General features: G+C 72.2%; 11 protein-coding genes. 2 read left to right on the top strand and 9 right to left on the bottom strand.

Annotated elements, in window-relative coordinates:
• Positions 1 to 26: 26 nt before the first annotated feature.
• Positions 27 to 1112 carry a rhamnose ABC transporter substrate-binding protein gene (gene rhaS / locus AB0I83_RS05000; RefSeq protein WP_356537852.1) on the top strand — a complete coding sequence of 362 codons (1086 nt, stop codon included), beginning with the start codon at positions 27 to 29 and terminating at the stop codon, positions 1110 to 1112.
• Positions 1113 to 1129: 17 nt separating this feature from the next.
• On the top strand, positions 1130 to 1444 hold the full coding sequence (locus tag AB0I83_RS04995) for an L-rhamnose mutarotase (protein WP_363303635.1): 315 nt from the start codon (positions 1130 to 1132) through the stop codon (positions 1442 to 1444).
• Between the two features lie 127 nt (positions 1445 to 1571).
• On the opposite strand, the gene AB0I83_RS04990 is transcribed toward AB0I83_RS04995, so the two are convergent.
• From AB0I83_RS04990 to iolC, 9 genes are all read right to left on the bottom strand, one after another.
• Complete coding sequence (locus AB0I83_RS04990; protein WP_363303634.1) at positions 1572 to 3170, bottom strand: von Willebrand factor type A domain-containing protein; 1599 nt, start codon at positions 3168 to 3170, stop codon at positions 1572 to 1574.
• Between the two features lie 126 nt (positions 3171 to 3296).
• On the bottom strand, positions 3297 to 4184 hold the full coding sequence (locus AB0I83_RS04985; protein ID WP_356537858.1) for an ABC transporter permease: 888 nt from the start codon (positions 4182 to 4184) through the stop codon (positions 3297 to 3299).
• Positions 4181 to 6922, bottom strand: a complete 2742-nt coding sequence (locus AB0I83_RS04980; RefSeq protein WP_363303633.1) for an alpha/beta fold hydrolase — start codon at positions 6920 to 6922, stop codon at positions 4181 to 4183. Before AB0I83_RS04980 ends, AB0I83_RS04985 begins: the two co-directional genes overlap by 4 nt.
• 114 nt (positions 6923 to 7036) lie before the next feature.
• Entirely contained in the window at positions 7037 to 7687 is a 651-nt protein-coding gene (locus AB0I83_RS04975; RefSeq protein ID WP_363303632.1) for a DUF4291 domain-containing protein, read from the bottom strand.
• 114 nt (positions 7688 to 7801) lie between these two features.
• Positions 7802 to 9310, bottom strand: coding sequence for a CoA-acylating methylmalonate-semialdehyde dehydrogenase (locus tag AB0I83_RS04970; protein WP_356533790.1), 1509 nt, complete (start codon positions 9308 to 9310; stop codon positions 7802 to 7804).
• A gap of 13 nt (positions 9311 to 9323) precedes the next feature.
• Positions 9324 to 11237, bottom strand: a complete 1914-nt coding sequence (gene iolD / locus AB0I83_RS04965; RefSeq protein WP_363303631.1) for a 3D-(3,5/4)-trihydroxycyclohexane-1,2-dione acylhydrolase (decyclizing) — start codon at positions 11235 to 11237, stop codon at positions 9324 to 9326.
• Positions 11234 to 12118 carry a 5-deoxy-glucuronate isomerase gene (iolB, locus tag AB0I83_RS04960; protein ID WP_363303630.1) on the bottom strand — a complete coding sequence of 295 codons (885 nt, stop codon included), beginning with the start codon at positions 12116 to 12118 and terminating at the stop codon, positions 11234 to 11236. Before iolB ends, iolD begins: the two co-directional genes overlap by 4 nt.
• Before the next feature lie 31 nt (positions 12119 to 12149).
• Entirely contained in the window at positions 12150 to 13007 is an 858-nt protein-coding gene (locus AB0I83_RS04955) for a deoxyribose-phosphate aldolase (RefSeq protein WP_363303801.1), read from the bottom strand.
• 182 nt (positions 13008 to 13189) lie between these two features.
• Positions 13190 to 14245: a 5-dehydro-2-deoxygluconokinase gene (gene iolC / locus AB0I83_RS04950; protein ID WP_363303629.1), complete on the bottom strand. Its 1056-nt coding sequence runs from the start codon at positions 14243 to 14245 to the stop codon at positions 13190 to 13192.
• Positions 14246 to 14444 lie beyond the last annotated feature (199 nt).

Below are 14444 nucleotides of genomic sequence, written 5' to 3'. Positions count from 1 at the left end.
CCCCTCCTCGAAAGGCACACGCCGCCATGATGCTCCGCAATGCCGCCGGGCGCCGCGCCGTCGCGACCGCAGCCACCGCCGTCTCCCTCGCGCTCGCCCTCACTGCCTGTTCCGGCACCACGAAGGACAGCAAGGAGAGCGGCGGCGCGAAGGCCGGCAGCTCCGCGAAGGCCGACCCGGACGCCCCGCTGAAGAAGGGGCTGAAGCTCGCCTTCCTGCCGAAGCAGATCAACAACCCGTACGAGAAGATCGTCGACGAGGCGGGCATCGCGGCCGCGAAGGAGTACGGCGGCACGGGCAAGGAGGTCGGCCCCTCCGACGCGAACGCCTCCTCTCAGGTCTCGTACATCAACACCCTCATCCAGCAGCGCCAGGACGCGATCCTCGTCGCGGCGAACGACCCGAACGCGGTGTGCGGCCCGCTCAAGCAGGCCATGAAGAAGGACATCAAGGTCGTCGCCTACGACTCCGACACGGCGAAGGACTGCCGCCAGCTCTTCATCAACCAGGCCAGCTCGGAGGAGATCGGCCGCAGCCTGGTGCAGCACCTCGGCGAGCAGATCGGCTACAAGGGCAAGGTCGCGATCCTGTCCGCCACGCAGAACGCGACGAACCAGAACACCTGGATCGAGTTCATGAAGGAGGAGCTGAAGCTCCCGAAGTACAAGAACATGCAGCTGGTGAAGGTGGCGTACGGCGACGACGCGGACCAGAAGTCCTTCCAGCAGACGCAGGGCCTGATGCAGGCCTACCCCGACCTCAAGGGCATCATCTCCCCGACGACGGTCGGTATCGCCGCCGCAGCGCGCTATCTCAGCGACTCCTCGTACAAGGGCAAGGTCGTCCTCAACGGGCTGGGCACGCCGAACCAGATGCGCAAGTACGTCAAGGACGGCACCGTCGAGCAGTTCTCGCTCTGGAACCCCGAGGAGCTCGGCTACCTCGGCTCGTACGCGGCGGCTGCCCTGGCGTCGGGGCAGATCACGGGTGCGGAGGGCGAGAAGTTCAAGGCGGGCAAGCTCGGCGAGTACACCGTCGGCAAGGACGGCGAGGTCATCCTCGGCGAGCCGACCGTCTTCGACTCCAAGAACATCGACACGTTCGACTTCTGAGCGGAGGAGCCGGCTCCATGCAGCGCGTCTGTTTTCTGCTGAAGGTCCGCGAGGACCGCAAGGACGAGTACCGCGAGCGTCACGCCACCGTATGGCCGGACATGCTGGCGGCCCTGTCGGAGTCCGGCTGGCACAACTACTCGCTGTTCCTGCGCGAGGACGGCCTGCTGGTCGGATACCTGGAGACGGAGGACTTCGGCGCCGCCCGCGAGGCGATGGCGGCGACGGAGGTCAACGCACGGTGGCAGCGGGACATGGCCGGATTCTTCGAGCAGCCGGAGGCCGCGGACGAGGCGATGGTCCCGCTGACCGAGGTGTTCCACCTGGCTTAGCGGGTGTTCGCCCCGGCCGTCGTGGGCGGCCGGGGCGAACGGCACTCGGGAGACTGCGGGCGGACCCCGGTACCCCGGGTGGAACCGCCGACTCCCCCTCCGGTGGGGAGGCGGGGTCGGCGGGCTGTCAGCCGACCTCGCCCTCGCCCTCGTCACCCGGCGGTTCGTCGCCACCGCCGTTCCTGATCCGGTCGGCCTGCTCGATCGCCGTGGCGAGCTTCTCCACCGAGCTGTCCTCGGTCGACGCGGCCAGCTTCCCCGCCCGGTCGGCGAGTTCGCCGAGCGCGGGTGTTCCCGGCAGGTCGCCGCCGCGCAGCGTGTCCGCGAAGTAGGCGGCCACCGCGGCCACCTGGAGCCGTGCACCGCTGCCGCCCCAGAGCTTCCCGTCGATCGCGCCGGTCTCCACCGAACCGGTCTCCTCGTGCGCCTTGCGCGTGCCGGGGTCCAGCCAGCGCACCGTCGCCGACGCCACGCGGCCGGAGGCGCCCTCGCGGAGTCGCACGGCGTAGAGCGCGGTCACGGTGTGGCCGGGGCCGACCTCGCCACCGTCGACGCTGTCGTCACGGAAGTCCTCGTCGGCGACCTTGCGGTTCTCGTAGCCGATGAGACGGAACTGCTTGACGGTCCTGCGGTCGAACGCGACCTGGGCCTTGGCGTCCCGGGCGCGCAGTTCGACGTGTGCGGGCAACTGGTCGACGAACACCTTCCGGGCCTGGGCCTCGTCCGCGATGTAGGTCGTGTTGCCGTCGCCCTTGTCGGTGAGGCGTTCCATCAGCTCGTCGCCGTAGTCACTGCCCACGCCGACTCCGAACAGCGTGATGCCGTACTCCTCGCGCGCGTCGCCGATCCGCTCCAGGATCGCGTCCGCGTCGGTCTCACCGGTGTTGGCGAGCGCGTCCGAGAGCAGTACGACCCGGTTGTTGGCGCCCTTGCGGTGGCCTTCGACCGCCTCGTCGTAGCCACGCTCGACGCCGGCCGCGACATTGGTGGAGTCGGCGGGTTCCATCTTCTCGATGGCGTCCCGGACCTTGGTGCGGTTGCCCTGGAGGCGGGTCATCGGCAGCCTGGTCTCGGCCTCGTCGCTGAAGGTGACCAGCGAGACGGAGTCGTCGTCGCGCAGCTCGTCGGCGAGGATGCCCAGCGAGGTCTTCGCCAGGTCCAGACGGCCGGGCTCCGCCATCGACCCGGAGATGTCGACGACGAAGGTCAGTGCGGCGGGCGGGCGTTCACCGGTGGCGGCGGCCGGCCTGGTGGCCAGCCCGACGCGTACGAGCGACCAGTCGGACGCCCCGGCTCCGGGCCGGGCACCGTCGACGGAGACCGAGAAACCGTTGCCCTCCGGGGGTTCGTAGCCCTGCCGGAAGCTGTTGACGAACTCCTCCGGGCGCACCGTGTCCGCCACGGGAAGCCGCCCGTCACCGAGAGTGCGGCGGGCGTATCCGTAGCTGGCGGTGTCCACGTCGAGCGCGAAGGTCGAGAGGTAGTCGGGCGCCACGCCCTCCCGCTCGCCGCTGTCCTTCGGCGCCCCGTCGGGGGCCTCCCGCTGCTGCGGCGCGGCGGATCCGCCGGCCGGAGGCTGCTTGCCCCCGGCCGGTCCCCCGCCTCGGGCGCTGCTGTCGGCCGACGACTTGGCGCCGTCCGAATCCGAAGCGCCGCACCCGGCGATCAGAACTCCGCCCAGGAGCAGGGCCAGCGCTCCCCGGTACGTCCTCGTCCTGTGTCCCATCCGGACCCCCCACGTAGTCGACATCTGTGGATGTGACGTGCGGGACGGCCCGGCGGAGTCGTCGGAAGCGTTGCGGAACCGTCTCGATGGCGCAACGACGGGCGTCGACGCGGCGGAACATCGGCGTCAGGACACGATGTCCTTGCGGCTGAACCCTCGGAAGGCGAGGGCGAACAGGATCAGGGCATAGGTCACCGACACGGCCGCGCCCTTCACCATCCCGCCCCATTCGAGATCGGGCTGGAGCGCGTCCGCCCAGGCGAACTGCCAGTGCGCGGGCAGGAACTCACGCCAGGAACCGAGCGCGGTGACGGCGTCGAGGACGTTGCCGACGATCGTCAGCCCGACCGCGCCTCCCACCGCGCCCAGCGGCGCGTCCGTCCTGGTCGACAGCCAGAACGCCAGCCCCGCGGTGACGAGTTGGGAGACGAAGATGAAGGCGACGACGAGTGCGAGCCGCGGCACGGTGTCCGCGGTGCCGAGCGCGCCCCCGGTGGGCAGCTTGAGCGGCCCCCAGCCGTACGCCGCCGCTCCCGCGCCCAGGGCGACGAGCGGCAGCAGCACCATCGCGGCCAGGCTGAAACCGAGCGCGACGACGAGCTTGCTCCACAGCAGCCTGGCGCGTGGCACCGGCGCCGCGAGCAGGTAGCGCAGGGAGGACCAGCTCGCCTCCGAGGCCACGGTGTCCCCGCAGAAGAGGGCCACCGGCACCACCAGCAGGAAGCCCGCGGAGACGAAGAGGCAGGTGGCCGCGAAGTTCGCCGCGGACTCCGTGGCCACGTCCATGAGGTTGATGCGCGAACCGCCCCCTCCCCCGCCGCCTTCACCACCCGGGGTGCCCCCGATCGCGAAGGCGGCGATCAGGATGAACGGCAGGGCGGCCAGCACCCCGCCCATGAGCAGGGTGCGGCGCCTGCGCAGCTGCCGCATCGCCTCCACGCGCAGCGGCAGGGTGCGACGGGCGCGGTAGCCGGGGGCTTCTGCGAGGGCCCGGATCTCTGTTGCGGAGCTCATGCGGATCCTTGGGAGATGAGGGTGAGGAAGGCGTCCTCCAGGCGGCGGTGCGGTCCGACACCCGTCACCGGTACGTCGAGGCGCACCAGGTCGGCGACCAGTTGGGCGGCGGTGGCGCCGTCGAGCCGGACCAGCAGACCGCGGCCGTCGTCCAGGCGCGCGGCGGAGCCGATGCCGGGCAGGGCCGCCACCTTGTCCACGAGCGGCTCGGCGACCTCGGACCCGGTGGTGACGAGCAGCATGTCGCCGGATCCGGTGATCTCGGCGACCGGACCGGCCTGGACGAGACGGCCGCGGTCCATGACCACGAGGTGGGTGCAGGACTGCTCGACCTCGGAGAGCAGGTGGCTGGAGACGATCACGGTCCGGCCCCCGGCCGCGTACCGGATCATCACGTCACGCATCTCACGGATCTGGGGCGGGTCCAGTCCGTTGGTCGGTTCGTCGAGGATGAGGAGGTCCGGCATGCCGAGCATGGCCTGGGCGATGGCGAGCCGCTGCCGCATGCCCTGGGAGTACGTGCGAACGGCACGGGCCAGGGCGTCGCCGAGTCCGGCGATCTCCAGGGCCCCGTCGATGTGCGCGTCCTCGGCGGGCCGCCCGGTCGCCGCCCAGTACAGCTCCAGGTTGGAGCGGCCCGACAGGTGGGGCAGGAACCCGGCGCCCTCGACGAAGGAGCCGACTCGGGACAGCACGGGCGCTCCGGGGCGGATGGCCTGCCCGAAGACCCGGATCTCTCCGGCGTCGGGGGTGATGAGCCCCATCAGCATGCGCAGGGTGGTGGTCTTTCCCGCGCCGTTCGGCCCGAGGAGGCCGAGGACCTGCCCCTTCTCGACCCGGAAGCCGAGATCCCGCACGGCGTACGCGTCACTGGACCTGGCGTACTTCTTGGACAGGCCGGTGATCTGCAGCGGTACGCCGGTCAGCTCCGGATCGGGGGCGGGGGTCGCGGTACGCCGGCGCGCGGTGAGCAGGAGCGCCGCGGCGATGGCCACGGCGGCCGCCGGGAGCCCCCAGGTCCACCAGGGCAGGGTGGCGGCGGCGGTCTTCACCGCGGGTGCGGTGGGGACGGTCAGACCCCCTTCGAGGGAGACGGTGTACGTCGCGGGCTCGGCGGGTGAGGCGTAGCCGAGGTCGGTCGCGGAGAGCACGAGGCGCAGCCGGTGCCCGGCGTCCACCTCGTGGTCGACGGCGGGCAGGGTGAGCTCGACCGGCCTGCCCTGTTCGTCGGGTGTGATGCGGTAGGGGGCGACGAGCTGGGAGGGCAGCACCTGCTGCTTGCCGTCCGGTGAGACGTCGTACACCTTGCCGAACAGCACCGCGTCGCCGTGGTCCGCCTTCACGTCCACCCGGACGGTGGGTGAGCCGGTGACGCGTACGGCGCTGCCCAGCGGGGCGGAGTCGTAGCGGGCGTACTGCCCTGGGAAGTCGACGGAGAGCCCGACGCCCAGGGTGGACAGCTGGGAGAGCCCGCCGCCGACGCCGGGGACGGCGGAGATGGACGGCGGGCCGGCCCCGGCGGGGTTGCGGAACGTCTGTGTCGCTCCGTCCGCGGCCGCCTTCCGGCCGCCCGTGGACGGGGTGCCTTGCCGGGCGCCCTGCGTGGCACCGCCCATGGCGGGCTGCTGTCCCGCGCCGGACAGCGGGATCTCGCGTCCGCCGCTGGTCAGCCCGGGATACGTCGCGCTGCTCGCACCGCGCTTGAGCGCGGCACCGTCGGTGGAGTCGACTCCGCCGGTCCGGGTCACCCGGAATCCGGGGCCGGTGTCGGCGCCCTTGTCCTCCTTCAGATACCGGTCGAACCAGGCGCCGACCCGGCTGTGGAGGCGATCGCCCTCGTCGTCACCGCCGTCGTGTCCGCCCGCGATCCAGTCGACGGACACCGGAGCGCCGTTGGCCTTGATTGCCTTGGCCATGGCGTCGGACTGGCCCAGCGGGAAGAGCGAGTCGCTCTGCCCCTGGATGATCAGGGCGGGTACGTCGATACGGTCGGCCACGGCGACGGGGGAACGTTCCGTCAGCAGTGCGCGGGCGGCCGCATCGGGCTTGCCGCTGACGGCGACCCGCTCGTACATGTCGCACAGCTGCTTCTGGAACTTCTGGCAGCCGCCGCCGGAGGTGACGAAGATGCCCGCCCAGAGCTTCTTGAAGACGCCGTCCGGGAAGAGCGCGTCGGCGAGGTTCCAATAGCTGATCACGGGTGCGACGGCGTCGACCCGCTCGTCGTACCCGGCGGCCAGCAGCGACACCGCTCCGGCGTACGAGGCGCCGGTGACACCGACCCGCGGGTCGCCCTTCGCGTCGAGCTCCACCTCGGGGCGGTCCGCCAGCCAGTCGATGAGACCGGAGACGTCCTTGACCTCGCCGTCGGGCGCGTTGAGCGTGATCTCGCCGCTGGTCCTCCCGAAGCCCCGGGCCGACCAGGTCATGACCGCGTAACCGTCCGCGGCCAGCTTCTCCGCCTGGGCGCGCACATCGTCCTTGCTGCCGCCGAAGCCGTGGCCGATGAGGACGGCCGGACGGCGTTGGGAGCCCCCGGACGTGAAGTACGACGTGTCGACCGACACCCCGTTCATCTTCATCATCCGGTCCTGCCGGTGCACGGTAGGCGCACTGTCGCCGGCGACGGCCGTCCAGGTGCCGGCGCCCACGATCACGGCGAGGGCGGCGACGACCGCGGCCCACCGGCCTGGGGTACGGGGCAGCCGGTGCCGCCACCGGGAAGTCGGTTTCTCCATGACTCGACCCTAGACGGAGCGCCCCGCCGGCCGAGGAGCCCCCGGGCGGAGCTGACCGGCATCCCTGAGAGGTACACCACGGCCCGCCGTACTCCGGATGCGGTACGACGACCGTCACGGAGCTCCGGGGGCGGGTGGGGAGCCGCCGTCACCGTAGGGCGTCTCCAGGGGCAGCAGCGCGGTGGCCTCGTCGTGACGTCCCTCCCTGACCAGGGCGCGGACGTCGTGCGCGAGCGGCGTGACGTCGCGTACGGAGACCAGCCACTCGTCCGCGTAGCGCCGTGCCGCCTCGCCGCCGAGTCCGAGCTGGAGCGAGCGGTAGGGCAGCGGGGCGAGGCGGATGTCACGTTCGGGGTCCCATTGGACACGGGCCGGGCTGCGGCTCAGGCTGCGCCGCCAGGCCGCCTGGTCGGGGTGCGCTCCCGGCACGTAGTGGGACAGTTCGGCATTCGCCAGTGCCCAGGCGAACCCGTCGCGGGTGATCTCGACGGCCAGGACGGTCTCCTGGCCCTCCTTCGTCCCCCAGCCGCAGCGGTACATCATCCAGAGGAAGCTCGGCTTGATCCAGGTCATGCGGTCGCGCTTCCAGGCCGCGGGGAAGCGTCCGTCGCGGGCGGCCGGGAGGCCGATGGCCGGCGGGTACGCCTGGTAGACGGTGACGGTCGTGGCGGTGTGCCGGGCGCGGATCTCCTGGCGCGGTGGGGTGACGGGTGCGGTCTCGCGCGGTGCGGTCGTGTGCGGTGCGCTCGCCTGTGGTGCGGTCATGTGGTCAGGATGGGGCGGGTGTTGTGCCCCGGGCCACCGGTTATCGGTCGCGTCCGCCGGTCCGCCGCCGGCCCCCGCCCGGATGGGGGCGGGGGCCGGCGGCAGGGGAGGCGGTCAGTGGTTGCGGGGGAAACCGAGGTCCACGCCGGACGGGGCGTCGGCCGGGTCGGGCCAGCGGGTGGTGACGACCTTGCCGCGCGTGTAGAAGTGCACCCCGTCGTTGCCGTAGATGTGGTGGTCGCCGAAGAGGGAGTCCTTCCAGCCACCGAAGGAGTGGTAGCCGACCGGCACCGGGATCGGCACGTTGACGCCGACCATGCCGGCCTCGATCTCCAGCTGGAAGCGGCGGGCAGCACCGCCGTCGCGGGTGAAGATCGCGGTGCCGTTGCCGAACGGCGAGGCGTTCATCAGGGCCACGCCCTCCTCGTACGTGTCGACGCGCAGGACGCACAGGACCGGGCCGAAGATCTCGTCGCGGTAGGCGTCGGAGTCGGTGGAGACGTTGTCCAGGAGGGACAGGCCGATCCAGTGGCCGTCCTCGAAGCCCTCGACGGTGTGGCCGGTGCCGTCCAGGACGACGTCGGCGCCCTGGGCCGCCGCCCCGGTGACGTAGGAGGCGACCTTGTCCCGGTGGGCGGCGGTGATCAGCGGGCCCATCTCGGACGTCGGGTCGGTACCGGGGCCGATCTTGATCTTCTCGGCGCGCTCGCGGATCTTGGTCACCAGCTCGTCCGCGACGGAACTCACCGCGACGACCGCCGAGATGGCCATGCAGCGCTCACCGGCGGAGCCGTACGCGGCCGAGACGGCGGCGTCGGCCGCGGCGTCCAGGTCGGCGTCGGGGAGGACCAGCATGTGGTTCTTGGCTCCGCCGAGCGCCTGGACACGCTTGCCGTTCGCGGAGGCGGTGGCGTGGATGTATCGGGCGATGGGGGTGGAGCCGACGAAGGAGACGGCGGCCACGTCGGGGTGGGCGAGGAGCCCGTCCACGGCGACCTTGTCACCGTGCAGGACGTTCAGCACACCGTCGGGCAGGCCGGCCTCGGTGGCCAGCTCGGCCAGCAGGTTGGCGGCCGACGGGTCCTTCTCGCTGGGCTTCAGGACGAAGGTGTTGCCGCAGGCGATGGCCAGCGGGAACATCCACATCGGCACCATGGCCGGGAAGTTGAACGGCGTGATGCCCGCGACGACGCCGATCGACTGCCGGATCGAGGCGACGTCGACCCGGCTGGAAACCTGGGTCGACAGCTCGCCCTTGAGCTGGGTGGTGATGCCGCAGGCCAGTTCGACGATCTCCAAGCCGCGGGCGACCTCGCCGAGCGCGTCGGAGTGCACCTTGCCGTGTTCGGCGGTGATCAGCGCGGCGATCTGGTCGCGGTGGGCGTCGAGCAGCGCGCGGTAGCGGAAGAGGACCGCGGTGCGGGCGGCGAGCGAGGAGGTGCCCCAGCTCTCGTAGGCGCTCTTCGCGGCCGAGACCGCGGCGTCGACCTCCTCGGTGGAGGCGAGCGCGACCCGGGTCGTGACGGCGCCGGTCGCCGGGTCGGTGACCTGACCGTAGTTGCCCGACGTGCCCGCAGCCCGCTCGAAGGTCCTGCCACCGATCCAGTGGTTGACGGTCTTCATGACGGAGTCTCCTTCACAGGTGGCGGCGTCGGGCTGCGATCTGCCGGTCGTACTCTTTCCTGGCCTCGACCGCCGGCGGGCGGGTCGCGGTTGCGGCTACGGGAACATCCCACCACGCCTGGGCCGGAGGAGGGCCCGACACAGTGTCTGCCGTTTCGGTCTCGACGTAGACACAAGTGGGACGGTCCGCCGCGCGCGCCTCGGCGAGGGCCCGGCGCAGCTCCCCCACCGAGCCGGCTCTCAGCACCCTCATGCCGAGCGAGGCGGCGTTGGCCGCGAGGTCGACGGGCAGCGGGGTTCCGGTGAACGCGCCGTCGGGGGCGCGGTGCCGGTAGGCCGTGCCGAGGCGTTCGGCGCCGACGGACTCGGAGAGGCCGCCGATGGACGCGTAACCGTGGTTCTGCAGGATGACGAGCTTGACGGGGAGGTCCTCCTGCACGGCGGTGACGATCTCGGTGGGGTTCATCAGGTACGTGCCGTCGCCGACGAGCGCCCAGACGGGCCGGTCCGGTGCCGCGAGCTGCACTCCGATGGCGGCGGGGATCTCGTATCCCATGCAGGAGTAGCCGTATTCGACGTGGTACTGGCGCGGGGAGCGGGTCCTCCACAGCTTGTGGAGGTCACCGGGGAGCGAGCCGGCCGCGTTGATCAGGATGTCGTCCCCGGTGACCAGTTCGTCGAGCAGCCCGAGGACCTGGGCCTGGGTGGGGCGGGCGTCCGGGTCGGCGGCGGCGTACGCGCTGTCGACGCGCCGCTCCCACTGCTCCTTGGCGTCGGTGTACTCGCTCTCGTACGCCTGATCGACGCGGTGCCCGCTTGTGCCGAGGGCTTCACCGAGCGCTTCGAGGGAGGTGCGGGCGTCCGCGACGAGGGGCAGGGCGGCGAGCTTGTGAGCGTCGAACCCCGTGATGTTCAGGTTGAGGAAACGGACGGCCGGGTCGGCGAACAGGGTGCCGGAGGCGGTCGTGAAGTCGGTGTAGCGGGTGCCGATCCCGATGACCAGGTCCGCCTCACGGGCGAGTGCGTCGGCCGTGGCGGTGCCGGTGTGGCCGATTCCGCCCACGTCGGCGGGGTGGTCGTGGCGCAGGGAGCCCTTGCCGGCCTGGGTGGAGGCGACGGGGATGCGGGTGGCGGTCGCGAAGGCCGCGAGGGCTTCCTCGGCGGCGCTGTGGTGGACTCCGCCACCCGCGACGACGAGCGGGCGTCGGGCGGCGCGCACCGCGCGGACGGCCTGGTCGAGTTCGTGACGGTCGGGGGCGGGCCTGCGCACGTGCCAGACGCGCGTCGCGAAGAACTCCGCCGGCCAGTCGTACGCCTCCGCCTGCACGTCCTGCGGCAGCGCGAGCGTGACGGCGCCCGTGTCCGCCGGGTCGGCGAGGGTGCGCACGGCCTGGAGCGCGGCGGGGATCAGCGCCTCGGGGCGGGTGATCCGGTCGAAGTAGCGGGAGACGGGGCGCAGGCAGTCGTTGACCGACACGTCGCCGGTGTGCGGCACTTCGAGCTGCTGGAGCACGGGGTCGGCGGGGCGGGCCGCGAAGGTGTCGCCGGGCAGGAGCAGCACCGGGATGTGGTTGACGGTGGCGAGGGCCGCGCCCGTGACGAGGTTGGTGGCGCCGGGACCGATGGAGGTGGTCACGGCGTGTGCGGAGAGCCGGCCGGACTGGCGGGCGTATCCGACGGCGGCGTGCACCATGGCCTGTTCGCTGCGGCCCTGGAGGTAGGGCATCGCGGGGCCGGACTCGACGAGGGCCTGGCCGATGCCCGCGACGTTGCCGTGGCCGAAGATGCCCCAGGTGGCGTCGACCAGACGCCGGCGTCGGCCGTCGCGCTCGGTGTACTGCTGGGCGAGGAAGGCGATCAGGGCCTGCGCGGTGGTGAGCCTGCGGGTGGGCGCTGCCGTGTCGGACGCGCGGCGTGGTGTGGTCACCTGACGGCCTCCGGACCGTGGAGGGGGAGTCGTGGGTCGACGGGCCGGCCCGGCCAGGTGTCCCGGATCCAGCGGTGGTCGGGGTGGTCCCGGATCAGCCATTCGCGCTGTTCACCCGGGCCCGCCATGACGTTGAGGTAGTACATGGTGCGGCCGGGCGGGGCGATGGACGGGCCGTGCCAGCCGTCGGGGATGAGGACGGCGTCGCCGGTGGAGACCTCGGCGAGCACGTCGGTCCCGCCCGCGTGGGAGGGCGACACCCGGTGGTAGCCGAGACCGTCGCCCTCGACCTCGAAGTAGTAGATCTCCTCGAGCTCGCACTCGGCACCCGGATGGTGCTCGTCGTGCTTGTGCGGCGGGTACGACGACCAGTTGCCGCCGGGGGTGAGTACCTCGACGGCGATGAGGCGGTCGCAGTCGAAGGTGTCGGCGGCGGCGAAGTTGTTGACCTGGCGCGAGCAGGTGCCCGCGCCGCGCAGCTCTACCGGTACCTCCGGCGCGGGGCCGTAGCGAGCGGGGAGTCGTCGCTCGCACTTCGCTCCTGCCAGGGCGAAGCGGCCTCCTGCGCCGGAGGCGATCTGGGCGCGTGCGTCGCGTGGGACATAGGCGAAGTCGGTCACCGCGCTGAACACGTCTTCCCTGCCCAGCAGTTCAAAGATCTCACCTGCCGCCTGCACCGTACAGCCACCGGACAACGGCAGAACGATCCATTCGCTCTCCCCGGTTACCAGCGTATGAACACCACCCGGCTCGAGCTCCAGCACACGCAGACTCGACCGGTCCCAACCCGCACGCTCCGGGTCGATGTCGAGGGCGTAGGGTCCGCTCGCGGCGTGGCCGGCCCTGAGGTGGTACCTCTGCTGCTCGCTGGGCGTCGTCATGGCTCCATCCCTACCCACCGTCAGGTCTCGTTCACAGAAGTCCCACGGCCGTGTCGACCGCACCCGCCACATCGCCGTCGGCGGGGTAGAGCAGCGAACGCCCGACGACGAGCCCCCGGACGGTCGGCTGGCGCAGTGCGCCGCGCCAGCGCTCGTACGCCGCGTCAGGGTCCCCCGCGACCTCGCCGCCGAGCAGGACGGCCGGGAGGGTCGAGGATCTCATCACCCGCTCCATGTCGTCGGGGTTCTCGGTCACGGGGACCTTGAGCCAGGTGTACGCGGAGGTGCCGCCCAGCCCCGAGGCGACGGCGATGGACGTCGCGACGGCGGCGGCACCGAGATCGGTGCGGATCCCTTCGGGCGTACGCCGGCAGAGGAACGGCTCGATGAAGAGGGGCAGCCGGTGGGCGGCCATGGCGTTCACGGTGCGGGCTGCGGTGTGCAGCGTGTCCAGGGAGCCGGGGTCGCCGTGGTCGATGCGCAGCAGCAGCTTGCCCGCGTCGAAGCCCTGGCGGGAGAGATCGACCGGGCGGTGGCCGGTGAAGCGGTCGTCGAGCTCGAAGGCGGCTCCCGCGAGCCCACCGCGGTTCATGGAGCCGATGACGACCTTGTCCTCCAGCGCGCCGAGGAGCAACAGGTCCTCCAGGACGTCGGCGCTCGCGAGCACTCCGTCGACGCCGGGGCGGGAGAGGGCGAGGCAGAGGCGTTCGAGCAGGCCGAAGCGGTCGGCCATGGCCAGGTCGTCGTCACCGGCGCCGAGGGCGCCTCGGGCCGGGTGGTCCGCGGCGATGATCATCAGGCGGCCACCGGGGCCGAGCAGCGGGCGCCTACGCCGGGCGGCGGCGGCTTCCTCGACGGCCTCGGGGCGGTGTGCGCGCAACCGGACCAGATCCGAGACGTCGGCGGCGGCGGCGGGGGACGAGGCGGACGACGGGGGCGGGTTCGGGGCGGGCGGGGCCGAGTTCGCGGGAGGGAGCGCGGAGGACGGGGGTGGGGACGGCGCAGGAAGTGGGGGCGGGGTCGGAGGTGGGGGCGGCGTCGGCTCGGGCGAGTCGTGGGGCGGGGGTGAGGTCACGGGGCGTCTCCCGGGGCCGCTGCGGCTGCGGCCGGTCCTGCCCTCGTCGGGTCCGGTGCGCGGACGGCGCCCTCGGCGAGGGCCAGTTCGACCTCGGCCGGGAACGGCATCGCGGACGAACAGGCCAGGCGCGAGGCGACGATGGCCCCCGCCGCGTTCGCGTACCGCATCACGCGTTCCGTGTCCCAGCCGGAGAGGAGCCCGCGGCAGAGGGCCCCGCCGAACGCGTCCCCGGCCCCCAGGCCGTTCACCACGTCGACGGGGAGAGGCGGGATCTCGGCGGTGGTGCCGTCGCGGTGGACGGCCAGGACACCCGCCGGTCCCATTTTGACCACGGCGAGTTCCGGTCCCGCGGCGAGCAGCGCGCGGGCGGCCGCACCGGGATCGCGCTCACCCGTGGCGATCTCGCACTCGTCGAGGTTGCCGACCGCCACCGTGGCGTGGGCGAGCGCCTCGCGGTAGTGGGCGGGCGCGGCGGAGTCGCGGTCCCCGCCGTCCCAGAACATGGGGCGCCAGTCGAGGTCGAACACCGTGGTGCGGGTGGTGGAGCCGGGCTTCGGCGGTGGAACGGCCGCGCTACGGGCCCTGAGTGCGGCGAGCGTGGCGGTGCGGCTCGGCTCGGCGCAGAGTCCGGTGCCGGTCATCCAGAAGACCCGTGCGGCCCGCACCGCGTCCAGGTCCAGCTCGTCGGCGCGGATCTCCAGGTCGGGCGCCTTGGGCTGCCGGTAGAAGTAGAGCGGGAAGTGGTCCGGCGGGAAGATCTCGCAGAACGTGACCGGGGTCGGGTACTCCGCCACGCCCCCCACCCACCGGTCGTCCACCCCGAACTCCCCCAGCGCCTGGTGCAGGTAGTCGCCGAACGCGTCGCGGCCCGTCCTGGTGATCACGGCGGTGCGGCACCCGAGCCGGGCGGCGGCCACCGCGACGTTGGTCGGCGAGCCGCCGAGGAACTTCCCGAAGGTCTCGACCTCGGCCAGCGGCACACCGGTCTGCAACGGGTAGATGTCCACCCCGATCCGCCCCATGGTGATCACGTCGTACGGCTCAGGCATACGCATCCCTTCGACCCGGCGCTCCGGCGCGGTAGTTCGTCCCGGGCGCCGGCCCGGTGCTTCGACCCGGCACTCCGGCCCGGTACTTCGATCAGACTCCGGGTACTTCGGTCCGGCTCCGGCGCGGTACTCCGATCCGGTACCCCGATCCAGCACGCCGGTGCGCGGTGAGCCGATCCGGTGCTCCGGCGCGGCGCTT

The organism is Streptomyces sp. NPDC049970 (assembly GCF_040660235.1).
Classification (GTDB): domain Bacteria; phylum Actinomycetota; class Actinomycetes; order Streptomycetales; family Streptomycetaceae; genus Streptomyces.
Note: the sequence above shows the minus strand (reverse complement) of the source record. Positions and strands in the feature narration are given on the sequence as shown.